The 23,577-nt window shown below is 70.1% G+C and carries 19 protein-coding genes and 1 tRNA gene; 10 read left to right on the plus strand and 10 right to left on the minus strand.

The window, feature by feature from the left end:
* Nucleotides 1–197 precede the first annotated feature (197 nt).
* Nucleotides 198–2,336 (plus strand): acyltransferase family protein, encoded by a 2,139-nt coding sequence (locus C3E78_RS02135; RefSeq protein ID WP_108576761.1) that lies wholly within the window; start codon nucleotides 198–200, stop codon nucleotides 2,334–2,336.
* Nucleotides 2,337–2,353: 17 nt separating this feature from the next.
* On the opposite strand, the gene C3E78_RS02140 is transcribed toward C3E78_RS02135, so the two are convergent.
* A complete protein-coding gene (locus tag C3E78_RS02140; protein ID WP_159085779.1) occupies nucleotides 2,354–3,061 on the minus strand; it encodes a haloacid dehalogenase type II in 708 nt (235 codons plus the stop codon).
* A gap of 394 nt (nucleotides 3,062–3,455) precedes the next feature.
* On the opposite strand from C3E78_RS02140, the gene C3E78_RS02145 reads away from it, so the two are divergent.
* The gene (locus tag C3E78_RS02145; protein WP_108576763.1) at nucleotides 3,456–4,439 is read left to right on the plus strand and encodes an aldo/keto reductase; all 984 of its coding nucleotides are present in this window, start codon (nucleotides 3,456–3,458) and stop codon (nucleotides 4,437–4,439) included.
* A gap of 191 nt (nucleotides 4,440–4,630) precedes the next feature.
* On the opposite strand, the gene C3E78_RS02150 is transcribed toward C3E78_RS02145, so the two are convergent.
* The 3 genes from C3E78_RS02150 to C3E78_RS02160 all read right to left on the minus strand — a co-directional run bounded on the left by C3E78_RS02150 (nucleotide 4,631) and on the right by C3E78_RS02160 (nucleotide 7,378).
* Complete coding sequence (locus C3E78_RS02150; RefSeq protein WP_199906911.1) at nucleotides 4,631–4,882, minus strand: ester cyclase; 252 nt, start codon at nucleotides 4,880–4,882, stop codon at nucleotides 4,631–4,633.
* An 86-nt stretch (nucleotides 4,883–4,968) separates the two neighbouring features.
* The gene (locus tag C3E78_RS02155; protein WP_108576765.1) at nucleotides 4,969–5,574 is read right to left on the minus strand and encodes a TetR/AcrR family transcriptional regulator; all 606 of its coding nucleotides are present in this window, start codon (nucleotides 5,572–5,574) and stop codon (nucleotides 4,969–4,971) included.
* Nucleotides 5,575–6,190: 616 nt separating this feature from the next.
* The gene (locus C3E78_RS02160; protein ID WP_243834206.1) at nucleotides 6,191–7,378 is read right to left on the minus strand and encodes a Gfo/Idh/MocA family protein; all 1,188 of its coding nucleotides are present in this window, start codon (nucleotides 7,376–7,378) and stop codon (nucleotides 6,191–6,193) included.
* A gap of 318 nt (nucleotides 7,379–7,696) precedes the next feature.
* Here C3E78_RS02160 and C3E78_RS02165 point away from each other — a divergent pair, with 318 nt between their 5' ends.
* On the plus strand, nucleotides 7,697–8,089 hold the full coding sequence (locus C3E78_RS02165; RefSeq protein WP_108576767.1) for an ester cyclase: 393 nt from the start codon (nucleotides 7,697–7,699) through the stop codon (nucleotides 8,087–8,089).
* 145 nt (nucleotides 8,090–8,234) lie between these two features.
* Here the strand turns inward: C3E78_RS02165 and C3E78_RS18130 are convergent, their stop codons facing one another.
* Both C3E78_RS18130 and C3E78_RS02170 read right to left on the minus strand, forming a co-directional pair.
* Nucleotides 8,235–8,381 (minus strand): hypothetical protein, encoded by a 147-nt coding sequence (locus C3E78_RS18130; RefSeq protein ID WP_159085780.1) that lies wholly within the window; start codon nucleotides 8,379–8,381, stop codon nucleotides 8,235–8,237.
* A gap of 27 nt (nucleotides 8,382–8,408) precedes the next feature.
* Nucleotides 8,409–8,484, minus strand: a tRNA-Glu gene (locus C3E78_RS02170).
* 67 nt (nucleotides 8,485–8,551) lie between these two features.
* Between C3E78_RS02170 and C3E78_RS02175 the strand changes: the two genes are divergently transcribed.
* The 6 genes from C3E78_RS02175 to C3E78_RS02200 all read left to right on the plus strand — a co-directional run bounded on the left by C3E78_RS02175 (nucleotide 8,552) and on the right by C3E78_RS02200 (nucleotide 15,306).
* Nucleotides 8,552–8,902: a metallopeptidase family protein gene (locus C3E78_RS02175; RefSeq protein WP_108576768.1), complete on the plus strand. Its 351-nt coding sequence runs from the start codon at nucleotides 8,552–8,554 to the stop codon at nucleotides 8,900–8,902.
* Nucleotides 8,895–9,569, plus strand: a complete 675-nt coding sequence (locus C3E78_RS02180) for a pirin family protein (RefSeq protein WP_108576769.1) — start codon at nucleotides 8,895–8,897, stop codon at nucleotides 9,567–9,569. The genes C3E78_RS02175 and C3E78_RS02180 overlap by 8 nt, the downstream gene beginning before the upstream one ends.
* Nucleotides 9,570–9,573: 4 nt before the next feature.
* Nucleotides 9,574–10,002: a type II 3-dehydroquinate dehydratase gene (aroQ, locus tag C3E78_RS02185; protein ID WP_108576770.1), complete on the plus strand. Its 429-nt coding sequence runs from the start codon at nucleotides 9,574–9,576 to the stop codon at nucleotides 10,000–10,002.
* Nucleotides 10,003–10,072: 70 nt separating this feature from the next.
* The gene (locus tag C3E78_RS02190; RefSeq protein ID WP_108576771.1) at nucleotides 10,073–11,446 is read left to right on the plus strand and encodes an FAD-binding oxidoreductase; all 1,374 of its coding nucleotides are present in this window, start codon (nucleotides 10,073–10,075) and stop codon (nucleotides 11,444–11,446) included.
* Nucleotides 11,443–12,732 carry an SAM-dependent methyltransferase gene (locus C3E78_RS02195; RefSeq protein WP_108576772.1) on the plus strand — a complete coding sequence of 430 codons (1,290 nt, stop codon included), beginning with the start codon at nucleotides 11,443–11,445 and terminating at the stop codon, nucleotides 12,730–12,732. Before C3E78_RS02190 ends, C3E78_RS02195 begins: the two co-directional genes overlap by 4 nt.
* A gap of 108 nt (nucleotides 12,733–12,840) precedes the next feature.
* Nucleotides 12,841–15,306: a glycosyltransferase family 2 protein gene (locus tag C3E78_RS02200; protein ID WP_108576773.1), complete on the plus strand. Its 2,466-nt coding sequence runs from the start codon at nucleotides 12,841–12,843 to the stop codon at nucleotides 15,304–15,306.
* Between the two features lie 6 nt (nucleotides 15,307–15,312).
* Here C3E78_RS02200 and C3E78_RS02205 read toward each other — a convergent pair whose 3' ends face one another.
* Nucleotides 15,313–16,572, minus strand: coding sequence for a nucleotide sugar dehydrogenase (locus tag C3E78_RS02205; RefSeq protein WP_108576774.1), 1,260 nt, complete (start codon nucleotides 16,570–16,572; stop codon nucleotides 15,313–15,315).
* 171 nt (nucleotides 16,573–16,743) lie between these two features.
* Between C3E78_RS02205 and C3E78_RS02210 the strand changes: the two genes are divergently transcribed.
* Nucleotides 16,744–18,855, plus strand: a complete 2,112-nt coding sequence (locus C3E78_RS02210) for an acyltransferase family protein (protein WP_159085781.1) — start codon at nucleotides 16,744–16,746, stop codon at nucleotides 18,853–18,855.
* A 220-nt stretch (nucleotides 18,856–19,075) separates the two neighbouring features.
* On the opposite strand, the gene C3E78_RS02215 is transcribed toward C3E78_RS02210, so the two are convergent.
* Genes C3E78_RS02215 through C3E78_RS02225 form a run of 3 tightly spaced genes read right to left on the minus strand, consistent with a single transcriptional unit; the run spans nucleotide 19,076 to nucleotide 23,570 of the window.
* Nucleotides 19,076–20,767, minus strand: a complete 1,692-nt coding sequence (locus tag C3E78_RS02215; RefSeq protein ID WP_108576776.1) for a CDP-glycerol glycerophosphotransferase family protein — start codon at nucleotides 20,765–20,767, stop codon at nucleotides 19,076–19,078.
* Nucleotides 20,764–21,096 (minus strand): hypothetical protein, encoded by a 333-nt coding sequence (locus tag C3E78_RS02220; RefSeq protein WP_108576777.1) that lies wholly within the window; start codon nucleotides 21,094–21,096, stop codon nucleotides 20,764–20,766. The genes C3E78_RS02215 and C3E78_RS02220 overlap by 4 nt, the downstream gene beginning before the upstream one ends.
* Nucleotides 21,093–23,570, minus strand: a complete 2,478-nt coding sequence (locus C3E78_RS02225; RefSeq protein WP_108576778.1) for a glycosyltransferase family 2 protein — start codon at nucleotides 23,568–23,570, stop codon at nucleotides 21,093–21,095. The genes C3E78_RS02220 and C3E78_RS02225 overlap by 4 nt, the downstream gene beginning before the upstream one ends.
* Nucleotides 23,571–23,577: the final 7 nt, after the last annotated feature.

The following is a 23,577-nucleotide window of genomic DNA, read 5'->3' on the forward strand; positions in this document are numbered from 1 at the left end:
TTGATCGACAGACCCGACGAAAGTACCCCTCTGGACCCAACTCAACCGCGTGACGGTGAGCTCATGGAGCCCCCCTCAGCTGCCCGCTTCGCGATGCCCACCCGTCGCCCGCTGCTGGTCGGCGGCTCGGCAGGTTTTTCTCGTCCGAGGAGACGCGTTGAGTGACATGAAGGAGAAGAACTGGGCATAGGGACTGTGTGAGCCAGGCCACCCACCGCGGCGACACCTCCACGAAGCGCCCTCCGGCACGGCCCGACATCCAGGGCATGAGGGCGCTGGCCGTCCTGGCCGTCGTGCTCTACCACGCGGACGTCCCGTTCATCACCGGCGGATTCGTGGGCGTGGACTTCTTCTTCGTGCTGTCCGGCTTCCTGATCACCGGCCTGCTCCTGCGGGAGCTGGAGACGACGCACCGCATCCGGCTGTCGCAGTTCTGGGGACGACGGGCGAGGAGGCTCATCCCCGCCTCGGCCCTCGTCCTGGTCGTCACCGTGGTCGCGTCGGGCCGGATCCTGCCCTTCCTGGACCGCAAGCCGGTGAGCATCGACGCACTGTGGGCGACGGCGTTCGGCGCCAACTGGCGCTTCGCGCAGCAGCAGACCGACTACCTGGACGCCGACCGGGCGCTCTCGCCGATCCAGCACTTCTGGAGCCTGGGTGTCGAGGAGCAGTTCTACGCCGTGGTCCCGCTCGTGTTCCTCGGCGCGGCTCTCGTGGCGCGCCACCGCGTCGCCACCGCTGGGGCCGCGCGGGGGGTTCGCGATGCCCGTCTGCTCCTCGGTGTCGTGCTCGCCACGGTGCTGGTCGTCTCGCTCGCGTACTGCGTCCACCTGACGGGACGCAATCAGCCGTACGCGTTCTTCGGCACCCACGCCCGTGCCTGGCAGCTGGCCGCGGGCGGGCTGCTGGCCCTGGCCGCGCCCCGGCTCGGGGGGCTGGGCCGACCATGGGCGGCCGCGGCCTCGCTCGCCGGCTTCGCGCTGTTCGGTGCGTCGCTGGTCTTCCTGTCCGACGGTGGCACCGTGGCCGGCCACGCCTATCCGAGCCTCCTGGCGGTGCTTCCCACCGCGGCGGCAGTGCTCCTGCTCGTCGGGGGCACGGCCCGCACGGAGCTGCCGACGGTGTTCACCCGCGTCCTCAGCCTCAGGCCGCTGACTGCCGTCGGCGACATCTCGTACTCGTTGTACCTGTGGCACTGGCCGTTCATCGTCCTGGGCGTGATCTACCTCGACGACGACTCCGTGCGGACGAAGCTGATGCTCGCGGTGGGCGCCGTCCTCGCCGCCACCGCGACGTACCACCTGGTGGAGGACCCGATCCGCCGGTCGCGCCTGCTCGGGGTGCGGGCGAAGCCCGTGGTGTCCGTGGCGATGGGCGTCGTCCTGCTGGCCGCCGTCGTCCCCGTGGCGCGGCACGTCGCGAACCAGGAGTTCGTCATCACCGCCCGCCCGCCCGCGCCGGAGCGGGACGCGCCGGGGGCCTCGCGGCACGCGGTGCCGGCCGAGCCGGTGGACGACACGATCGTGGGGCTCCGGCCGCCGGTGGACGAGGCGGCGGAGGACGAGGACGACATCCTCGAGATCCACTGCGGCCTCGCGACCCACGAGACCCGGATCCCGGACCGGGACCACTGCACCTGGGAGAAGGGGGACCGGTCCGTGATCGTCCTCGGGGACTCCATCGCCGCGGCCAGCACACCCGCCGTCCGCGCGGCAGCCAGGCAGGAGCGGTGGACGGTCACCACGTGGACGAAGTCCGACTGCACGATCGCCGACGTCGTGGGCAGGTACAAGAACATGCCGGGGGAGTTCACCGAGTGCACGAGGTGGCGCGACGCCGTGATCGACCGCACGATCGCCGAGAAGCCCGATCTGGTGCTGCTAGGGATGTCGCAGGGGGCCCTGGACCGTCTCGTCTCGCACCGGGACGGCTCCGACTTCACCAGCAGGCGCGACGAGCGCCGGGAGGCGGCCGAGGGGCTGACCCGCACCGTCCGGCGGCTCAAGGACGGCGGCCTGCGGGTCGCGCTCGTGGACTCGCCGCAACGCTCGCCGTTCGACGTCGTGGGGTGCCTGATGGACGAGCAGTCCGTGTCGGCGTGCACCTGGAAGAGGTCCCGGCTCCCCAGCACCACGAGCCTCGTCGCGAGGTCCGAGCGCGTGCACCTCGTCCCGACGACCGACCGCTACTGCAGCCGCGGCACGTGCCAACCGGTCATCGACCGCGTGGTGACCATCCGCGACGACCTGCACTTCACGACGACGTTCGCCAAGCGGCTGGCGCCGTTGTTCGCCCACACCCTGCGCCAGGCCGCGCGCGACCGGCGACCTCGGTGACGCAGGAGGGAGGCGTCCTACGTGGTCGGCAGGTCGGCTGCCAACGCCGCGGCGAGCCCGCCGACGCCGGCGACCGCGTGGTCGAAGCGCCGGCCGTAGGCGTCCATCTCGGTGGACGTGCTGGCGGACCGGTCGACGTACGCGGTGCGGAAGCCGTGGGCGGCAGCGGCGTCGAGGTCCCAGGGATGAGCCGCCACGAACAGGCACGAGCCCGGGTCGAGCGCGAGTGACGTGCGGGCGTGGGCGTACATGCGCGGATCGGGCTTGAACGCGCCCACGGTCTCGCTCGAGACGAGCGTCGTCCATCGAAGCCCCGCGTGGCCGGACATCGCGAACGCCTGGGCGGTCCCGGCATTCGTCAGCCCGACCAGTCGGTGGTCGCGAGCGAGCTCGTCGAGGCCGGCCACGACGTCGTCGAACGGCTCCAGGTGATGACCGAACCTCGACGCCGCCTGACCCTGTGCGGTGGTGACCGGTAGGCCGGTCTCGGCGGCCGCTGCGCCGACCGCCTCCGCGTGGAGGGCCTCGTACGACACGTACGGGCGCGCCCCGTCGCGGACGTTCGTGAGGGCGGCCGCGTGGGCCTGCTGCCAGGACGACGCGAAGGCGGCGGCGTGCTCGGGGCCGGCCAGCTCGGTGGCTGCCGCCAGCAGGCCCGCGTCCTCGTCCAGGAGCGTCCCGAGCACGTCGAAGATCAGCGTTCGAGGGCGGTTCGTGGTCCCCACGCCTCCGAGCATAGGGCGCCAGACGGCGACATCGAGTCGAGTGGCACCCCCCAACGGGATTCGAATCCGAGCTACCGCCGTGAAAGCGGAAATGAAGCCTGATGCAGCATCTCGCCAGATCGGACGCCGCTCCTGTACCGCGCGAGACCGCTCGGCGGTGACTCGAGTGGTGGCGCGTTGAGGGCACGGACGAGCGCCTGGAATGTGGCGGTGGCTCGGCGAACTCCCGATCGGTTCGCCAAGCGTTCGCCGCGCGTCCGGCACGCGAGAGCCTGCGTTCCTGGGCACGTCTCGTGGGACTGAGCTCTCGGGGCCGGTGTTTGACGGCGAGAGGCCCGTCGCCGCATGCTAGATTCTGTACCGAACGGAATTTAATACCCATGGGAGGAAGAAGATGCAGACGAGCAGACTAGGCGAGCTGGAGGTGCCCCGGATCGGACTGGGCGTGATGGGCATGTCCGCGTTCTACACGGGGGCAGGTAGGTCGGACGATGACGCTGTTCGCGTCATTCATCGTGCCGTGGAGCTGGGAATCTCTCTCATCGACACCGCCGAGGCCTACGGCCCCTACGTCAACGAGGAGCTGTTGGGGCGCGCCATCAAGGGCAGGAGGGAGCAGGTGGTGGTCGCCACGAAGTTCGGCCTCGTGTCGCACACGTCTCGCGCGTTGCCGGTCGGCGCGCCGAACAGCTCCCCGGACAACATCCGGCCAGCTGTCGAGGGATCGTTGCAGCGACTGCAGACCGACTACCTCGACCTGTACTACCAGCACCGGGTGGACCCCGACACCCCGATCGAGGAAGTCGTGGGAGTGCTGTCCGAGCTGGTATCCGAGGGGAAGGTGCGTCACATCGGACTGTCGGAGGCGGGACTGGACACGATCCGACGCGCTCACGCGGTCCATCCGATCGCAGCAGTGCAGTCGGAGTACTCGCTGTGGTCGCGCGAGCCCGAGTCCCAGATCCTGCCGGCGTTGCGCGAGCTCGGAATCGGCTTCGTGCCGTACTCGCCGCTCGGTCGCGGCTTCCTGACGGGCAGGCTGCGTTCGCTGGACGATCTCGACGAGGACGACTGGCGTCGTACCAACCCCCGCTTCACCGGCGGCAATCTCGAGCGGAACATGAGCATCGTCGACGAGGTCCAAGCCGTCGCCGAAGAGGTCGAGGCCACGGCGGCCCAGGTCGCTCTGGCGTGGTTGTTGGCGCAAGGGACTGACATCGTGCCGATCCCTGGATCGACGCGGGCGGAGCGGGTCGAGGAGAACGCGCTCGCCGACCAGGTCTCACTCACCGCCGACCAGGTTGCCCGCTTGAACGCGCTGGCTCCGGCTGCAGGCGAACGCTACGACGAGGAGAACATGGGCGCCATCGACGGGTGACGTCCGTGCCGGTTCGCTGTCAGAGGGCGGCTGCGACACGTCACGAGACGTAGGGCGTGGTCGTCATCGGCATCGTGGCGCATCCTCGCGGGAGCTCGGTCGCACGGGGACGGATCTCTCGGTGCGAGAGGCGCCCCCGCGCCCGGGCGATGGCCGGCGCTCGCTCCTCGGCCGAATCGAGCCGTGGGTGGTCAGCCCGCCAGCTGCTTCAACAGGGTTGCGCCGGCGCGATGAGCGGAGATGTGGATGAAGCGTCCGTCGCGGACCTCGTAGATCGCGAACTCGGCGATCTCGAAGCTGGATCCGCTCGGAGGCACGCCGAGCGATTCCTTGACCGGGGTTCGGGTGTTGATGAGTCGTGCCGCGAGGCGGTTGCCGTCGACGGCGAGCTCCTGGGTCTCCCGGTGGACGTCGGGGACAGCCTCCACGTCGGCTGTCAGCACTCGTCGTCCCGGCGACGCCGGTTGTGAGGCTCGGCGTGCCAGCCACGCCGTCCAAGGACGTCCCGGCCGGGCGGTGCGGGTAGGTGCTAAGCCTGCCAATGGAGGAGGACCTCGTCGACGATCCCGATGAGGTCGTCGAACTCGGCCCCGCCGGCGGCCTGCACCGCGATGCCGAACGACACCGCCATGATGTAGCGGGCCAGCCGTGCAGGATCGGTGCCGGGGGACAGGTCACCCTCCTCGAGGGCGCGCCTGAATCGCCCCTCGAGACCCACTCGCGCGGCGTCCCGCCACTCCACCAGCAGGTCGTGGGCCGCCTGGCCGTCCCGACTGTTCGCCAGCGCTCCCTGCACTCCCAAGCAGCCATGGGGGCTGAGCGGCCGCGTGGTGGCCTCCACCGCGCCCCGGAGGAATGCGTCGATCACGTCTCGAGCGGTGGGCTTCGCCCACGCGCGAACCGCGTAGGAGCCAGGCCCCTCCGTGTAGCGGTCCAGCGCCTTCTTGAACAGCTGCTCCTTGTTGCCGAACGCGGCATACAGACTGGGCTTGCCGATGTGCATCGCGTTCGTCAAGTCGGCCAGGCTCGTCGCCTCGTAACCCTGTCGCCAGAAGACCTCGACGGCGCAGTCCAGCGCCTCGTCGAGGTCGAATTCCCTCGGTCGGCCAGCGGAAGCGCGGTGGACATTGGTCATGGGCGGATCCTACGTGATCTGTACCAACTCGTATGCAATGTGCTGCACGCTCTGGCAGCGGTGGTGTCAACGCCCGGTCCATCGCGGGCATTCCAGCGCATCGGGCAGGTGTCGCCTACGCTCCCGCACGAGTCGCCCACGCCGTCTTCAGGGCCGCTTCGATCACAACGGGACTCTGGGCTCCTGCCACCGCGTAGGTGGAATCGATGAGTGTCAGCTCAACGACACTCGCCACATTGCGTCCGTGCGTGAAGTAGGCGGCAAACAGAGTCCTTGACCTGACGTTGCATGCCCTGGGTCCTCGCGTGGTGGATGAGCTGGTGGACAAGCAGTGAGTTGGCGATGCGGATGGTGTCGAAGGTCAGGGCCAGTCCCGCCGCCCGACCGCGGACCACCCGCCTGCCTCACCGCGGCCGCTGCGCCTGACGTCGTCATGCCGAGGTGGTTCACGTTGAAGTTCGTCACCGACCGCGTGCGAACGAGGCTGCAGCGGCTTCGAGTCGGCGATTCCCCATGTAGCACCAGGGGTATCCCATGTCCGCCCAGATCTCGACCGTCATGGGGTCGTGGAATTCAGCAGGCGTTGACGTCTTGGCGTGGGCGACAGGCGCGTCTTTCATGACGTGTGGTGGGACTGCGCGGACGCCTGCGGCCGAAGATCGACACGGCGGCCGGTGGCAGCGGACTCGACGATCGCGTCCAGGAGGCGGTGACGCCTCAGTCCGTGGGCGAAGTCGGGGACGGTGCGGCGGTGTCCGTGAAGCTCGTCTCGGATGCCAGCGTAGGCATGGGTCAGCGAGTGGATCGCCGATCCGGCGAGGCGCGGGAACCGGTCGTACGCGGGCGGAAGCGACAACGCGGTGAGCTTCTCACCCTTCCGTGCCCCGCGCACGGACACCGGGGCGAGGTGCGGATGGTTGCCCGCGGTCGCTTCGAGCGTTCCCTCGGTACCGTCGATGATCATGGAGAATGAGGGACCTCCGGCCGTGCCCCCTCTTTGATGAGCCGAGAGGACCGCCCCGTTCGGCAACGACCCCGAGATCGCGATCTGATCGTCAGCGGTCATGGCGACCATGCGTCCTGTCCGGCCGAGCGGCACGTGCGGGTGACGGACGGCGGTGGTGGCCACGACGTCGCCGAGCTCACCGACGACCATGAGTGCGGGGTCTATGGCGTGCCCGAACGCGATGCCGAGCATCGTTGCCCCTTGGGTGCGGTCCAGCGTGTACAGCATGGAGTCCGAGACGGGCGTACCCCACTCGATGGCGGTCGAAAGGACGCTTGCGGACAGCACGTCGCCGACATACCCCTGCGCCACGAGCTCTGCCAACCACCTGAAGGTGGGGGTGGAGCGTCCCTGCAGCCCCACGAACGTCGACAGTCCCCTGGCCGCTGCCGTCATCTTCTCCGCCTCGTCACGATCGACCGCGAAGGGCCATTCGCAGAAGACGGGCTTGCCAGCAGAGAGTGCCGGCAGCACCACGTCACGGTGCAGGGGGGTCTTGACGGTCACGACGACGAGGTCGACGTCGTCCGCGCCGGCCAACTCTTCGACGGATGCGTAGGACGGCGCGCCGTGCACGGCGCTTGCCGCAGCACCTGAAGCGGCCGACTGCGCCACCAGCCCGCGGAGCTCGAAGCCGCCGGCGGCGGCCATCGCCGGCAGGTGAGCCCCGCGTCCCCATCCGCCGGTCGCGCTCAGGCCGACCATGCCGACACCGATGGGTCGCTCCTGATGCGCGCCCGCGGGACCCGGCCATGTGGCCAGTCGCTCTGTGATCGATTTGCCGTCGCCATCGTCCACTGCATCGTCCTTGCTTATCGGTCTGGGGGGTTCCGAGAACAGGAACTGCTGGGCTCCAGAATCTATTCCATCCAGTACATAAACAGTCGACGAGCCCTCGCGGGGGCGAGCCATCGAATGCCGCAAGCACGTTTTCCGCAGGTGAGAATCCAGACGCTGGCGGGCGCGAAAGCGCAAGAGGCTTTTTATACCGCATGGAATAGAAGTTGGTCATACGCGTTTACATCTGGCGTACGCGGTTGGTGCACAACACAAAACGCGCGTAGAGCGCAGGATCCATCAACAAGGGTGACCCTCAGAGGTCAGGAAGAAGGAGTCATGTCAGAGAAGGAAGTCCGCGAAGTCTTCGATCGTTACATCGAGGCTCTCAACGATCACGATTTTGATCGAATGACCGAGTTCGTTCACGATGAACTGATCGAGAACGGCAGGCACGTCAAGCGCGAGGACATCATCGCCGAACTGAAGGCTCACGGAGATTCGGTGCCCGACTACACATGGCGGCCTGTGGACGTCGCTGTTGACGGCGACAAGGTGGCAGCTCGCCTGGTCAACACGGGCACGCACACGAAGGAGTGGCTCGGGGTGCCTCCCACCGGACGTTCCTTGGAGTTCGGTGAGTACTCGTTCCACAAGGTTCGTGACGGGCGGTTCTACGAGATGAACTACCTGATCGACGCGCAGGCGGTCCAGCAGCAGCTGGATTCCTAAGGACGAGGTTGAACTCCGCGGCCGGGCGCGAGGCTCGATTGGGCTTCGTCCCGGCCGCGCAGGTCAACCCGCCAAGCACGAGCGCCGGTATCTCACTCACGAGCAGGTCGATGCGCTCGCGCAGGCCTGCGGCCACCCGGCGAGGTCAGGCAAGCACCGCGCGCACGACGAGCGGACGAATGAGATGTACCGACTGATCGTGCTGTTCCTTGCCTACGCGGGCGTGCGATTCGGTGGGATTGTTGCCAATCGAGCAACCGGATGAGCAGTTGTCCAGGATGCTCGAGGCCATGTCCGCAGCTCAAAGGCCCTTTTTGAGTGGCACCCCCAACGGGATTCGAACCCGTGCTACCGCCGTGAAAGGGCGGCGTCCTAGGCCGCTAGACGATGGGGGCCGGGAAACCCGTTCAGCATAGAGGGTGAGCAGATCCGACGCGCAACCGCGTCAGGCAGGATGGAGCCATGATCGAGGTGAGCGAGGACCGGTTCGCCGAGCTGGTCGAGGCCGCGTTCGCCGCCGTGCCCGACGAGCTCGCCTCGCTGCTGGACAACGTGGTGCTGTTCATCGAGGACGACGCCCCCGCGGACGACCCGACGCTGCTGGGCCTCTACGACGGCATCCCGCTGACCGAGCGGGACAGCACGTACGCCGGGGCGATGCCCGACCGCATCTTCGTCTACCGCAACCCGACGCTGGCCATCTGCGACACCGAGGAGGACGTCGTCGAGGAGGTCGGCATCACCGTGGTCCACGAGATCGCCCACCACTTCGGCATCGAGGACGACCGGCTGCACGAGCTCGGCTATGCCTGAGCCGTCGTCCCTGCAGGTGAGCCGGGCGGCCGACCGGTTCCACACGACCGGCGACGGGGTCGAGACCTGGCACAGCTTCTCGTACGGCGCGCACTACGACCCGGACCGGATCGCGTTCGGTCCGGTCATGGCCATCAACACCGAGCACGTCGCGCCCGGTCGCGGCTACGACCTGCACGACCATGCGGACGTCGAGATCGTCACCTGGGTGCTGCACGGCGTGCTGCGTCACGAGGACTCGACCGGACAGGCCGGCGAGGTCCGGCCGGGCACCGCGCAGCGGCTGAGCGCCGGCACCGGCGTCCAGCACGCCGAGCGCAACGCCTCGGACGTCGAGCCGCTGGTCTTCGTCCAGATGATGCTGCGCTCGGACCACGACGGCCCGCCCGCGTACGCCCAGGTCGACGTGGACCCGGTCCCGGGCGAGCTGACCCCGACGGTCGGTGTCCAGGCGCCGGCCGAGCTGCTCGCGGTGCGGCTCGAGGCCGGGCAAGGCGTGTCGGTGCCCGGCGCGCCACGCAGCCTCGTCCTGGTCACCGGCGGGACCATCCGCTGCGGCGACGTCGAGCTGGCTGCCGGTGACGAGGCGAGACTCACCGCGGTCGGTGAGTACGATCTGAGGGCGTCCAGCGCCGCGACCGCGCTGATCTGGCAACTGCAGAGGTGATCCGATGACCGTCCTCGTCCTCAACGGCCCCAACCTGGGCCGCCTCGGCGTGCGTGAGCCGGCCGTCTACGGCACCGCGACGTACGCCGACCTGGTCGCTCGCTGCGAAGAGGTCGCCCGCGAGGTCGGCGTCGAGGCCGACGTCCGCCAGACCGACTCCGAGGCCGAGATGATCGGCTGGCTGCACGAGGCCGCCGACGCCGGCTCCGCCGTCGTCCTGAACGCCGCGGCCTGGACCCACACCTCGATCGCGGTGCGCGACGCTGCGGCGCAGCTCGGCGAGCCGTTCGTCGAGGTGCACCTCAGCAACGTCCACGCCCGCGAGCCGTTCCGCCACCACTCCCACCTCAGCGACCTCGCCGCGGCGGTCGTCGTGGGCATGGGGCTCGAAGGGTACGCAGCCGCAGTTCGTTTCCTCGCGCAACCGCTTTAGGGACCACCCGCCCTGTCCACGCCCCGACGAGCGGGAATAACCTGTCGGCATCGAGAGGTTGGGAGAGCACGTGAAAGGTTGGCACGCACATCGCGACGCCGTTGACGCCCTGTTGGAGTCCTATCGCCGGATTCCGCCGGGCTCGCGGGTACGACTCGCGAAGAAGACCTCCAACCTGTTCCGGCCCCGCGCCGAGAACGACACCCCGGGGCTCGACGTCAGCGGCCTCGACGGCGTCATCGCGATCGACACCGCAGCGCAGACCGCGGACGTCCAGGGCGTCTGCACCTACGAGGACCTCGTGGCCGCGACGCTCCGGCTCGGATTCATCCCGTACGTGGTCCCGCAGCTGCGCACCATCACCCTCGGTGGGGCGGTCACCGGTCTCGGCATCGAGTCGACCTCGTTCCGCAACGGCCTGCCGCACGAGTCCGTCCTCGAGATGGACATCCTCACGGGGTCCGGCGAGATCGTCACGGCGACACCGGACAACGAGCACGCCCAGCTGTTCGAGGCGTTCCCGAACTCGTACGGCAGCCTCGGCTACGCCACGCGCCTGAAGATCAAGCTCGAGCAGGTGCCGCAGTACGTCACCCTGCGGCACGTCCGCATGGCCGACGCGGCCCAGGCGGTCAAGGCGATCGAGACGATCGCCGAGACGGGGGAGTGGCACGGCGAGCGTGTCGACGGGCTCGACGGCACCGCGTTCACGCCCGACGAGATCTACCTGACGCTGGCCCACTTCACCGACACCCTGCCGTCGGGCGGCCCGGCCGCCCTCAGCGACTACACCGGCCAGCAGGTCTACTACCGCTCGATCCAGCAGCGCGAGACCGACGCCCTGTCGATGAACGACTACATCTGGCGCTGGGACACCGACTGGTTCTGGTGCTCGGGCGCGTTCGGCGCGCAGAACAAGTGGATCCGCCGCATCTGGCCCGCGCGCTACCGCCGCAGCGACGTCTTCCACAAGATCGTCGGCCTCGACGAGAAGCTCGGGATCATCAAGACCCTCGACCGGATCAAGAAGGTGCCGGGCCGCGAGCGCGTCATCCAGGACATCGAGGTGCCGCTGGACAAGGTGCCCGAGTTCCTCGAGTGGTTCGACGCCGAGGTCGGGATGCGGCCGGTGTGGCTGTGCCCGCTGCGCACCACCCGCAGCTGGCCGGCCTACCCCCTCGAGCCCGGCACCACGTATGTCAACGCCGGCTTCTGGGGCACCGTCGAGGTGCCCGCGGACGCTCCGGCGGGCCTCGTCAACCGCAAGGTCGAGGAGGCCGTGCACGCCATGGGCGGCCACAAGTCGCTCTACTCAGAGGCCTTCTACGACAAGGAGACCTTCGACCAGATGTACGGCGGCGAGGTGCTCGACGCGGCGCGCCGCAGGTACGACCCGGACAGCCGACTCAGCACGCTGTACGAGAAAGCAGTGAGGAACTCATGACCACAGAAGTAGGCGTACGTCTCAGCATCGCCGACGCGCTCGGCCGACTCATGAAGGACGGGCTGCCCTTCCGGTTCGAGGCCTTCGACGGCAGCGTCGCGGGCCCGGTCGATGCGCCGTTCACGCTGCGGCTGCTCAACGAGCGCGGCCTGGCGTACCTGATGACGGCGCCGGGCGACCTGGGCTTCGCGCGCGCGTACGTCGCGGGCGACCTGGAGCTCGACGGCATCCACCCGGGCGATCCGTACGAGGCGATGGTGCTCATCATGAGCCAGCTGCGCTTCAAGGTGCCGTCCGCGGCCGAGATGCTGCAGATCGTGCGCAGCCTCGGCTTCGGCAACCTCAAGCCCCCGCCGCCGCCGGCCGAGGAGCACCTGCCCAAGTGGCGTCGTGCGCTCGAGGGCATGCGCCACAACAAGCGCCGTGACGCCGACGCGATCCAGCACCACTACGACGTCTCCAACCGCTTCTACGAGCTGGTGCTCGGTCCGTCCATGACCTACACCTGCGCGGTCTTCCCGACGGCAGACGCGACGCTGGAGCAGGCGCAGCACGAGAAGTACGACCTCATCGCGCGCAAGCTGGACCTCAAGCCGGGACAGCGCCTGCTGGATGTCGGCTGCGGCTGGGGCGGCATGGTCCGCCACGCGGCGAAGCACTACGGCGTCAAGGCGCTCGGCGTGACGCTGTCGCGTGAGCAGGCCGCGTGGGCGCAGGAGGAGATCAAGCGGCAGGGCCTCGAGGATCTCGCCGAGGTCCGGTACGGCGACTACCGCGACGTCACCGAGGACGGCTTCGACGCGCTGAGCTCGATCGGCATGACCGAGCACATCGGCGTCAAGCAGTACGACGAGTACTTCGGCTTCCTGCAGAGCCGCATCAAGGTCGGCGGCCGCCTGCTCAACCACTGCATCACCCGACCCAACAACAAGATCACCACGACGGGCGCGTTCATCGACCGCTACGTGTTCCCCGACGGTGAGCTCACCGGCGTCGGCCGCATCACGATGGCGGCGCAGGACGCGGGCCTCGAGGTGCGGCACGTCGAGAACCTGCGCGAGCACTACGCCCTGACCCTCAAGGGCTGGACCGACAACCTCGTGGCGAACTGGGACGAGGCGCTCCAGGAGGTCACGGTGGGCCGGGCGAAGGTCTGGGGCATCTACATGGCCGGCTCCCGCCTCGCGTTCGAGCGCAACGAGATCGAGCTGCACCACGTCCTCGCGGTCAAGACCGACGAGAAGGGCAACGCCAGCTGGCCGCTGCGGCCGACCTGGCTCAGCTGACCCCGATCACCATCCCCGCGCGGAAGTGGCCGGCATCCCGGTCTCTTCCGCGAGCCAGGGCACAAGGTCTGTAGTCTTTCGTCGACGACGAAAACGAGCGGGAGACCTGTGACCGATCACCTCGATGTGCTGTGCGAGCAGATGCGCTACATCGATGTCGACCCGTACGCGGTCGCCTCGACCGCGCTCCGGTTCGGCTTCCCGGATGCGCTCGACCTGCTGGCGCTCATGGCCACCGAGGGGCGTGAGGACTACGCGATGGTGTCGGCGACCGCCGAGCGGTTCGCGAGATCGGGTGCCCTGCACGCTCCGGCCGAGCTCGGGGAGAGGTACGACGCCCGGGCGATGGGCGCGCTGGCGCAGGCACTCGTCGGGCGGGCGTACCGCGACTCCGACTACGCCTCGTCGGCCCGGATGCACCGTCTGGCCCACGCCCTGGGGCCGGTCGAGGACCAGCCCGCCGGGTTCCCCCGCCTGCTGCTGCAGACCCATCTCGCCGCAGGGGAGCACGCGTGTCTCGACGCCCTGCTCGCGGACGACCCCGACCTGGCGGACGACCACATGGCCTGGGTCATCCGCACCGACCGTCTGGGTCCCGTCGCGACGGGCGAAGGGTTCGACCCGCAGCGGTGGAGCGAGTCGTTCACCGCGGTGTTCGCTCCCGAGGGACTGACCCCAGTACGCCTCGGGACCATCGCGCGTCGACCGTTCGACCAGCTGGGGACCGTTACGCCCGCGCCGACCGTGGATGCCGGGGTCGGTCCCGTGGTCACGGTCGTGATGTCGGTCTACGCCCCCGACGAGAGCTTCGAGCCCGCCGTGCGGTCGATCCTCGCGCAGACGTGGACGTCGTTCGAGCTGCTCGTGATCGACGACTGCTCCCCGGCCGAGCACACCGCGCGCATCGACGCGGTGGGCGGCTGGGACGCGCGCATCCGGGTGCTGCACATGCCCAGGAACGGTGGGACGTACCCGATCCGCAACCGCGCGCTCCGCGAGGCACGCGGGGAGCTCATGACGTTCCAGGACTCCGACGACTGGTCGCACCCCGAGCGGCTCGCCCGCCAGGTCGAGGTGCTGACGAGGCGACCGGACGTCGTCATGTCCCTCAGCTCGGCGGTGCGGCTCACGCCCGACCTCGTGCTCAACCGGGTCGGCTACGACGCGACCCGCGTCAACGCGTCCTCCATGATGTTCCGCATCGGGGCGGTCAAGGAGCGGCTCGGCGGATTCGACCCGGTCCGCAAGGACGCGGACTCGGAGTTCCGCAACCGGCTCACGACGGTCTTCGGCGAGGAGGCGGTCGTCGCGCTGCCCGACGTCTGCGCCGCGACGCAGCTGACCGCCGACTCGCTCTCGCGCGACGACTTCTCCTTCGGCTATCGCGCGGCCACCCGGGACGCATACGGCGTGGACGCGGGCCACTGGCACGAGCGCGTCGCCGCCGGTGAGGTCTCGCCGTTCCTGGCCGACGACGGTCCTCGCGCGTTCCCGGCGCCCGCGACGTTCCTCAGCCGCACGCCGGCCCCGGTCTCGTGCGACGTCGCGTACATCAGCGACTGGCGAAGCGGGATCCACCGCTACGACGGCGCCCCGCGCCGGGTGGGGGCCCTGGTCGACGCCGGGCTCGACGTCCACCTGGGCCAGGCGATGAACCTGCGCCACGCGTTCCGGGTCCGCCGCGACACCCTCGCGGACGTGCTCGACCTGCGTGCGTCCCAGCAGGTCGGCTGGCTGGTCTGGACCGAGCCCGTCCACTCGGCTGTGACGTTCGTGGACTCCCCGGAGCTGCTCATGTTCCCGCGCAGCAGTGCGGACGTGCGCCTCACGACGGAGCGCCTCGTCGTCGCGGCAGGCATGCCGTCGTGCGTCACGGAGCGGGACTGGGTGCTCTACGACCCCCGAACGGTCGAACGGGCCGGCCGGGAGCTGTTCGGTGTCGACGTCGAGTGGCTGCCCGCCCACGAGGGCGTCGCCGCCGACCTCCGGGCCCGCGGGGCGATGGGGACGATCCTGCCCCCGCGCCCGACCGGTGTCGTCGACCCGGCCCGACCGCGATCCGGCGGCGCGCGGTCCCGCCCGGTCCTGGCGACGGCGCAGCTCGAGCGGATGGGCAAGAACCGGCTGAAGGGCGCGCAGATCGTGCAGAGCCTGCCGCCCGAGACCGCGTACGACGTGCGGGTCCTGGACGACGACGGGGTCGTCCCGAAGCTCTTCCGCAAGAACCCGATCCCCCCGAGCTGGTCGGTCCTGCAGGGCGTCCCGCTCCCGGAGCTGCTGTCCGACGCCGACTTCTACGTGGGCTACGCGCCCGACGCGTGGGGCAGCGGACCGACGTGGCCGATGCTGCAGGCGCTCGCCGCAGGAGCCGTCCTCGTCGTCGACCCGCGGCACCGGCCCGCACTGGGCGACGCGGCGGTCTACGCCGAGCCGGCCGACGTCCGCGAGGTCGTGGACGCGCTGACGGCCGACGCCGGGGCGTACCTCGTCCAGCGCGAGAGGGGCTACGCGTTCGTGCGCTCCGCGCTCGACCCGGCCGCGTTCGCCGCCTACGTCTCGGGTCTTCGCCCCTGACCGGTGCTAGAGGCGCTCGACGCCCGGCACGTCGGTGGCGCCCTTGGTGTCGAACAGGGTGCGGGCCGTCGCAGCGATGTGCTCGAGGTCGTACTCGCGGTGGTTCTGCAGCAGCACCGTCACGTCGGCGGTGCGCAGCGCCTCGTCGAGGTCGTCCGCGCGGGTGACCTCGACGCCGCCGGGCGCCCAGGACTCGACGCGGGGGTCGTGGAACAGCAGCTTCGCGGCCTTGTCGCGCAGCAGCCCGGCCAGCGGCGTCGCGGGCGACTCGCGCTGGTCGGCGATGTTGGGCTTGTAGGTGACGCCGAGCAGCAGGATCGTCGAGCCGTTCAGCGCCCGGCCCGCGTCGTTGAGCAGGTCGGCGACGCGCTCCACGACGTACGAGGGCATCTGCAGGTTGATCGACTGGGCCAGCTCGACGAACTGGAACGGCCGGCCGAGCGTCGAGCGCACCTTGAACGACAGGTAGTTGGGGTCGATCGGGATGCAGTGCCCGCCGACGCCGGGACCGGGGTAGAACGCCTGGAAGCCGAACGGCTTGGTCGCCGCGTTGCGGATGACCTCCCACAGGTCGATGTCCATCTCGTGGCAGAACTGCGCCATCTCGTTGACCAGGGCGATGTTGATGTGCCGGTACGTGTTCTCCAGCAGCTTGGTCATCTCGGCCTCGCGGGTGCCCTTCGACGGCACGACGGTGTCGATGAACCGTCCGTAGAACCCCGTGGCGACCTCGGTGGACTTCGGCGTGTGCCCGCCGACGACCTTCGGCGTGTTCGCGATGCCGTAGGTGGGGTTGCCGGGGTCGACCCGCTCCGGGCTGAACGCGAGGTGGAAGTCGACGCCCGCGACGAGCCCGCCCTTCTCCAGGATGGGCCGGACGACCTCGTCCGTCGTGCCCGGGTAGGTCGTGGACTCCAGGACGACGAGGTGGCCCGGACGGAGCTGGCGCGCGATCGTCGTGGTCGCGGCGATGACCGCGCCGAGGTCGGGCTCGCCCTCGAGCGACAGCGGTGTGGGGACGCAGATGACGATCGCGTCGGCGTCCGCGAGCACGGTCTCGTCGGTCGAGGCGGTGAACCCGAGCGAGATCATCTCGGCGATGTCGGCGTCCGACAGGTCGTCGATGTGGCTGGTTCCCCCGTTGAGCGTCTCGACCATGCCGGCGTTGACGTCGAAACCGGTGACGGTGAGTCCCGACCGAGCGGCCTGCTGCGCCAGGGGGAGACCGACGTAGCCGAGTCCGATGATGGCCATGTCGACGGACAAGGCGTGCTCCTTCAGTGGTGGAACTGCTGACTGCGGAAGATTACCGCACGGTCACAGGCCTGACGGGGGCCCGGGCACGTGCAGCGGTGCTGGTTTTCGTGGATCGGATAGCCTGTTCGGGGCCCACGGCCCCCTCCGACCGATCGCCCCGCCAAGATGGGATCCGCGCGCATGTCCACCGCACAGCACGTGTCCGGCGGTAGCGCGACCCTCACGAAGCCCGACCACGGCCGGACCATCCGCCTCGACATCGAGGGCATGCGCACGATCGCGGTCGGGTCGGTCCTCATCGCCCACGCGGGCGTCCCGTTCATGGCCGGCGGCTTCGTCGGCGTCGACGTGTTCTTCGTCCTGTCCGGATTCCTCATCACCGGGCTGCTCGCCCGCGAGGTGTCCCGGTCGGGCCGGGTCAGCCTCAGCACGTTCTGGGCCCGCCGCATGAAGCGGCTCCTGCCGGCGAGCGCGACGGTGCTGGTCTTCTCGGCGCTCGTCACCTACCTGTTCCTGCCCATCACGCAGCGCAAGGACTTCGGCGGCGACATCATCTCCGCGGCGGCGTACGTCGTGAACTGGCGGCTCGCGGACCGGGGCGTGGACTACCTGGCCGAGGACATCGGCCAGTCCCCGGTGCAGCACTACTGGTCCCTGGCGGTGGAGGAGCAGTTCTACGTCGTCTGGCCCATCCTCATGCTGCTGATCGGGCTGGTCGCGGCGAAGCGCTGGAAGCGCGGGGCGTTCGTGGTGCTCGGCCTGGCCACGGTGGCCTCGTTCGCGTACTCCGTGCAGCAGACCGCCGACAGCCCCGCGACGGCGTACTTCGTGTCGACGACCCGCATCTGGGAGCTCGGCATCGGAGCCCTGCTGGCCCTGGCCGCGACGCAGGTCGACCGCCTCCCGTCCGCGCTGAAGGCGTTCGGCGGCTGGCTCGGCATCGCCCTGATCGCCTACGCGGTGTTCGTCTTCGACGACGCGACGACGTGGCCCGGCGTGAACGCCCTCGTGCCGACCGTGGGCGCGGCGCTGATGATCGCGAGCGGGCTGTCGCCCACCCCGGGATCGCCGCAGCGGCTGCTGAGCATCAAGCCCATGGTGTGGATCGGCGGGTTGTCGTACTCGATCTACCTGTGGCACTGGCCGATCCTGGTCGCGGCCCAGGCGGAGCGGCCCGACATGCGGCTGCGCTACGTGGTGCTGCTGATGATCCTGTCGATCATCCCGGCGTACCTGTCGAGCCGGTTCATCGAGAACCCCATCCGGTTCGGGACGTTCTTCAAGCCGAACGGTCGCGCGATCGGCATGGGTCTGGCCCTCACGGCGGTCGGCGTCGGTGCGGGTCTCGCCCTGAACGCCTCGGTCGGCCTCAGCTCGAGCCTCGACGAGGGGAGCGTGTCCGGCAGCCCGGGAGCCGCGGCCCTGCTCGACCCGGCCAACGACGGCGTCGTCTGGAGCGACATCAAGTCCGTCGACGCAATGCGCCCGCTGCCCACGAACGCCGTCGACGACCGGCCCCCGTTCTACGACGACGGCTCGGGCTGCCAGGTCAGGGCCGGCGACCCGAAGCCGAAGCTCTGCGAGTGGGGCGACAAGGGCTCGGACCGCACCGTCGTCATCATCGGCGACTCCAAGATGGCGCAGTGGCAGACCGCGCTGGAGGACATGGCCGAGGACGAGGGCTGGAAGCTCGTCCAGATCACCAAGTCGGCCTGCCCGTTCACCGACGCCAGCGTCGACCGCAGCAACCAGGTCGACTGCCGGCAGTGGGGCCGGACCGCGCTGCAGGACATCCTCGACATGAAGCCCGACCTGGTCCTGGCGTCCCACCGGCTGCAGGAGGCGATGCCCGACGGGACCGGCGCCAAGAAGCCGACGGTCGACGGCATGGCCGACGGCATGGCGCGTTACTGGAAGACGATCACGGACGCCGGCATCCCGGTCGTGGCACTGCTGGACAACCCTGCGCCGGCGAACCAGCCGGTCTACGAGTGCGTCGCGCAGCATGCGAAGGACCTCGCCGAGTGCTCGTTCGACCGGAAGACCGGCGTGGCCGAGTCCGGCGCCGTCGCAGCGCTGCGGGCGGCCAAGCAGGTGCCGGCGGTCAAGGTGATGGACATGAGCGACACGATCTGCCCCGACGGCGGACGCTGCTCGGCGGTCATCGGCAACGTCCTGGTCTACCGCCAGGGCTCGCACCTCACGATGACGTACATCAGCACCATGAGGAAGCAGCTGGCCGACGCGCTCTTCACCGCCTCCGACGGGGCGTTCGGCCAGAAGCTGAGCTAGCCCCTTCCGGGCCCGGGGTGTGGGGTGGCGCGGTGCTTGTGCCACCGTTTGGGCGCGAAATGGGCGTCTTTCGGTGGCGGATCCACCGCGCCTGCGGGGGCCGGGGGTGCGCGGTGTTTGTGCCACCGTTTGGGGCCGAAATGGGCGTCTTTCGGTGGCGGATCCACCGCGCCCCCGGCATTCGGTGGCGGATGCACCGCGCCCCGCGGGGGAGGTGGGGTCAGCTCATCCCGCGGGTGCGGATGAGCTCCTCGATGGCCTCGACCGTGCGGCGGGAGTTGTCGTGGTCGTGGAACGTGAACGCGTGCTGGGCCCGGTCGTCGTACTTCTGCTCCCGGACGCAGCCCGCTGCGAGGTAGCGCTCGACGGCGTCGATCGTCGTGTCCAGGTCGTACGTCACCGGGCCGAACCCGTCGCGCTCGTGGTCGAACCACGACGGCTCGGCGTGCCCCGCCGCATACTCCTCGTTGTCGAAGTGCGTGTAGATCATCGGGGTGCCGAGGTAGGCCAGGTCGAAGTGCACCGAGGAGTAGTCCGTCAGGAACAGGTCGCACCGTCGCATGACCTGCTGGATGTCCGAGCTGCCACCGTCGAGGACCGTGATCCGGTCGCCGCCGATGGCCGGGTCGGCGTACTGCGCGCGCAGGTTGTAGTGCGGCATGAGCTCCAGCTGGTAGCCGTGCTGCTCGAGCAGGGCGTGCAGACGCTCGCTGGACAGGAAGCCGTCGATGAAGCGCTGGTAGGTCGACCCCCCGAACGGGATCTCGCCGCTCGAGCCGGTGCTGAACAGCTCCGGGGCGAGGTAGCGGCGCCACGTCGGCATGTAGAGGATCGTCCGGCTCGGCGGGGTCGGGACGAGGGCGTCGAAGCGCGGCATGCCGGTCTCCGCGATCTGGCGGTCGTAGCCGGAGGTCGCGCGCGCGGCCTGCGTCTCGGCCGGGCTCGCGGTCAGGAACAGGTCGTAGCCGCCGGTGCGGCGCCGCACGTCCTTGGTGTTCAGGTGCACGCCGTGCTTGAGGTAGACGCGGTACGCCCCGCCCGTGCGCCAGCCGAGCTGGCGCAGGTAGTGCTGCTTCTTCCAGCGGCTCGGGAGCATGTGCTTGACCGAGTACGCGTTCGCGAGCACCGTCGCCTGGACCATCAGCACGCGATGGCGCCACGACGAGTGCCGGACGACCCGGCCGAGGGCGGACAGCTCCTCGAAGCGGTCGCTGGACGGGTCCAGCACGTAGTACGCCTGGATGTCGGGCCGTTCCCGGCGCAGGTACGTGAACAGGTGGAAGCCGTTGTCGCGTGCGGTGTCGGCCCGCTCGCCGACGAGCCAGATCTCCCGGCCCAGGAAGAACGGGCGGGTGAGGGTGCGCAGGGGCTGCACGAAGGCGTACGGACGACGCCGGACGATGTCCTTCAGGGCGCGGACGGCCCGACCGGCCCGCCAGCGGATCCCCGCGAACGCGGCCGGGTACGCCTGGGTGACCACCTCGGCCAGCTCGGACGCCGAGGGGTACAGCTGGAGCCGCTTGCCGGACGTGACGATCGGGCGGGACGCAGCCAGCGCGCCGGGAGCGGCGTGGACCGCGACCCGGGAGGGCTCGCCGCCGGGAGCCGTCAGCTCGATCTCCAGGCCGGTGGTGCCGGCGGGGATGCGGTCGATGGGCACGTCGGCGACGTAGCCGGTCCACCGGTACGCGCCGTCCTCGTAGCGCAGGCGCGGTTCGGTGACGACCCGCACCGCCTCGGTGCCGTCGGGGGCGCTCCAGTGCAGCGTGAGCGTCTGGTCGGCGGGGGGCTCGGCACCGTCCGTGCCCGGCCGGCGGCAGGTGCCGGTCAGCCGGAGGGTGCGACCGCCGTCGATGACGTCGAGGCCGTGCAGGCTCGCCGCGACGAGGCGGACCGGGGCGGTGCCGCTCACTTGGTCTTGGCGTCGAGCTCGGCGATCGCGTCGAGGATCGACTGCCGGGCCCGGGAGAGGTCCGCCAGGGTGCGGGCGGACGACTGGTCGACGGCGGCGCGCACGTCACCGGTCGCCCCGGGCTGTTGCGCCGGGGCGGTGACGAGGTAGCCGGCGATCGCGCCCTGCAGCAGGAGGATCGAGAACAGGACGAGGTCGTACTCGTCGGCCAGGAGCCCGATGACACCGAGGACCAGGAGGACGGCGGTCGCGACGGCGAGGGCCTTGGTGCGTTCGGCGACGAGTCGACGCACGTACGACTTCGCGGTGTCCTGCCAGGTGCTGCTCATCGGGATCCCCCTGTGGTGGTCAACGTGCGGACCGCCGCGACATAGGCCGCGGCGGAGAGGTCATTGTGGCAGAACGCCAGCGACCGCCCCTGCTGCTCGGCGAACAGCGAGGGGTCGGCGGCGAGCTTGTCGAGCACCTGCTCGACCGGGTCGTCGCCGACGTAGAGCGCGGCCGTGCCGAGCACGCCGCGCAGGGCCGGGTCGGCGATCACGACGCACCCGCGGGCCATGGCCTCGATCGCGGGCCGCAGCAGCGCCGAGCCGGCGACCGCCGGGGCCGGCACCACGACGACGTCGCACTGGTCGTAGAACGCGCTCGGCGTGATCATGTCCGTCGTGAACGCCAGGACGCCGGGCAGCGTGGCCCGGGCGGGAGCCTGCAGCAGCCGCACGTCGTGGTGGGCGATGCGCGGCAGCAGGGCGGCCAGCTCGGCCCGCGACGCCTGCTCGGCCGGGTACCCCGACGGGTCGGACAGACCGAGCACGAGGCGACCGTCGACGTGCCGACGCGGGAAGGGGGCGGTGGCGGCGACCTCCATCAGCCGGGGCGGGTGGATAGTCCCGGTGACCCCGCTGGCCCAGATCGCCTGGCCGATCTCCTCGGTGGCCGGGATCCACTCGGCGTGCCGGTTGAACATGCGGCGGACCGTCGCCTCGACGTGCGGCGGGTGCCACGAGACACGGGGCGCGGCGCCCTCGGTGGGCATCCGGTCGGCGACGATGACGACGCGGCCCGGGGTCATCGCGACGGTGTCGCTCGATCGCGGCAGCGTCAGCAGCTCGACGTCGCGGACGACCAGCACTGCGGGCGCGATCGGGGCGTCCAGCGTCATCCACGACGTCGTGCCGTGCGCCATGAGGTCGAGCACGTCGGCGCGGGGGTAGTGACGCCTGCGGGACGCGAACCGCAGCGCGTCCGTGCGCGCCAGCCCGACCCGCAGCCCCGCGGCGTGCAGGGCGGAGATCTCGCCGGCCACGCCCGAGCCGGACTGCGGCCCGGGGCGCGGATCGGTCAGGACGACGACGTCCGGCGTCGTGTCGGCGTACGTCGTGCCCTCCAGCTCCGGAGGGGCCGGGAACGCCCGGTGTCCCTCGGCGTCGGGCGTCCGCGGCTCGAGGCCCTCCGTGCGGATCCGGTGGTGCCAGTGACGGAACGCCGAGTGGTACGACACCCGCGCCGGCCGGTGCCAGCTCGGACGGAAGTCCTCGCGCGACAGCGAGCCGTCGGTGAGCTGGTACAGCGCCAGCGGCTCCTTGAGCGTGCGAACCGCCTCCCGGCCGAAGACGGTGGCGATGCGCTCGATGTACTCGGTGTCGGCCGCCTTGCGCATCAGGTCGTACGGCCCGAGACGGCCCAGGACGGCCTCGCGGCGGAACAGCAGCGACGGGGCGTTCTTCGCGAACGGCACCGAGCCGACCCGGGTCATGTAGAGGTCGGTGTGCAGGCGGATCGACTTGGACAGCGTGGCCACGAGCCGCTCGTCGCGGCCGAACGCCGCCATCTGCCGCTCGAGGCGCTGCGGGTGCGACCAGTCGTCGCCGTCCTGGATGCCGGCGATCTCGCCGCGAGCGACCGAGAGGCCGAGGTTGCGGGCCCGGTAGGCGCCGCCGTTCTGCGGCATGCGGTGGTACGAGACGCGATCGCTGAGGGCGCGGGTCTCCTCGAAGATCTCCTCGTGCCCCGCCGGGCTGTGGTCGTCGACGAGGATGACCTCGACGTTGCCCCACGTCTGGTCCAGCAGCGACCGGGTGGCGGTCAGCAGGCTCCGGGTCGGTGCGTAGACCGGCATGACGATGCTGATCAGGGGGCCGTCCACGGATCCGGCGGCGGCGTCCGTGCGCACGGTGTCGAACGGGGTCGCGGTCGCCTCGAACGACATCGTGGCGAGGCCTCGGTCGACGAACGGGGCGTTGAAGGCCCGCTGCCAGGTCTCCAGCGAGGCGGGCTCGGCGCCGCGGAACGGGTTGATGATGTCGGTGTTCGCGGCCCAGTGGTACCAGGAGCGCTCGTCGTTGGCCGCGACGTCGGGGTTGGCCTGCGAGGTGTGCTGGCGCACGTAGTCCACCCGGCCCACGGCGAGATGGGTCTGGATGTCCTCACGGTCGTACATGTGGGCGACGCCGTCGCGGTCGGCGACCCGCCGCGAGAGGGCGAACAGGTCCGCCGCCTCGGTGAAGTCCGCATGGGCACCGAACGCCTCTCCCAGCACGAGGTACGCCAGGGCGTACATCGACGGGGCGTGCAGCGGGGCGAGCGCCCGGTCGACGACGGGACGTCCCGCCGTGACGTCGGAAGCGATCGTGATGATCTGCTCGGCGGTGTACGTGCCGTGGGAGGCCATGCGGGCCACGAGCTCGACCGAGTCGGCGTACTCGTAGCGCAGGAGGGTCGCGGACAGCTCGGCCGCGGAGACGGCGCCGGAGTCTGCGAGGTCGACGAGGTGCGGAGGGAGGCCGGGGGTCTGGTGGCTCACCGGTGGG

The organism is Aeromicrobium chenweiae, from assembly GCF_003065605.1.
Lineage (GTDB): Bacteria > Actinomycetota > Actinomycetes > Propionibacteriales > Nocardioidaceae > Aeromicrobium > Aeromicrobium chenweiae.

What these genes read in the sequence shown, in the direction of transcription:
- C3E78_RS02210 (WP_159085781.1), top strand. Translation starts at nt 16,744, where the DNA reads ATGTCCACCGCACAGCACGTGTCCGGCGGTAGCGCGACCCTCACGAAG.
- C3E78_RS02145 (WP_108576763.1), top strand. Translation starts at nt 3,456, where the DNA reads ATGCAGACGAGCAGACTAGGCGAGCTGGAGGTGCCCCGGATCGGACTG.
- C3E78_RS02165 (WP_108576767.1), top strand. Translation starts at nt 7,697, where the DNA reads ATGTCAGAGAAGGAAGTCCGCGAAGTCTTCGATCGTTACATCGAGGCT.
- C3E78_RS02175 (WP_108576768.1), top strand. Translation starts at nt 8,552, where the DNA reads ATGATCGAGGTGAGCGAGGACCGGTTCGCCGAGCTGGTCGAGGCCGCG.
- aroQ (WP_108576770.1), top strand. Translation starts at nt 9,574, where the DNA reads ATGACCGTCCTCGTCCTCAACGGCCCCAACCTGGGCCGCCTCGGCGTG.
- C3E78_RS18130 (WP_159085780.1), bottom strand. Translation starts at nt 8,381, where the DNA reads ATGGCCTCGAGCATCCTGGACAACTGCTCATCCGGTTGCTCGATTGGC.
- C3E78_RS02155 (WP_108576765.1), bottom strand. Translation starts at nt 5,574, where the DNA reads ATGACCAATGTCCACCGCGCTTCCGCTGGCCGACCGAGGGAATTCGAC.
- C3E78_RS02220 (WP_108576777.1), bottom strand. Translation starts at nt 21,096, where the DNA reads ATGAGCAGCACCTGGCAGGACACCGCGAAGTCGTACGTGCGTCGACTC.
- C3E78_RS02180 (WP_108576769.1), top strand. Translation starts at nt 8,895, where the DNA reads ATGCCTGAGCCGTCGTCCCTGCAGGTGAGCCGGGCGGCCGACCGGTTC.
- C3E78_RS02195 (WP_108576772.1), top strand. Translation starts at nt 11,443, where the DNA reads ATGACCACAGAAGTAGGCGTACGTCTCAGCATCGCCGACGCGCTCGGC.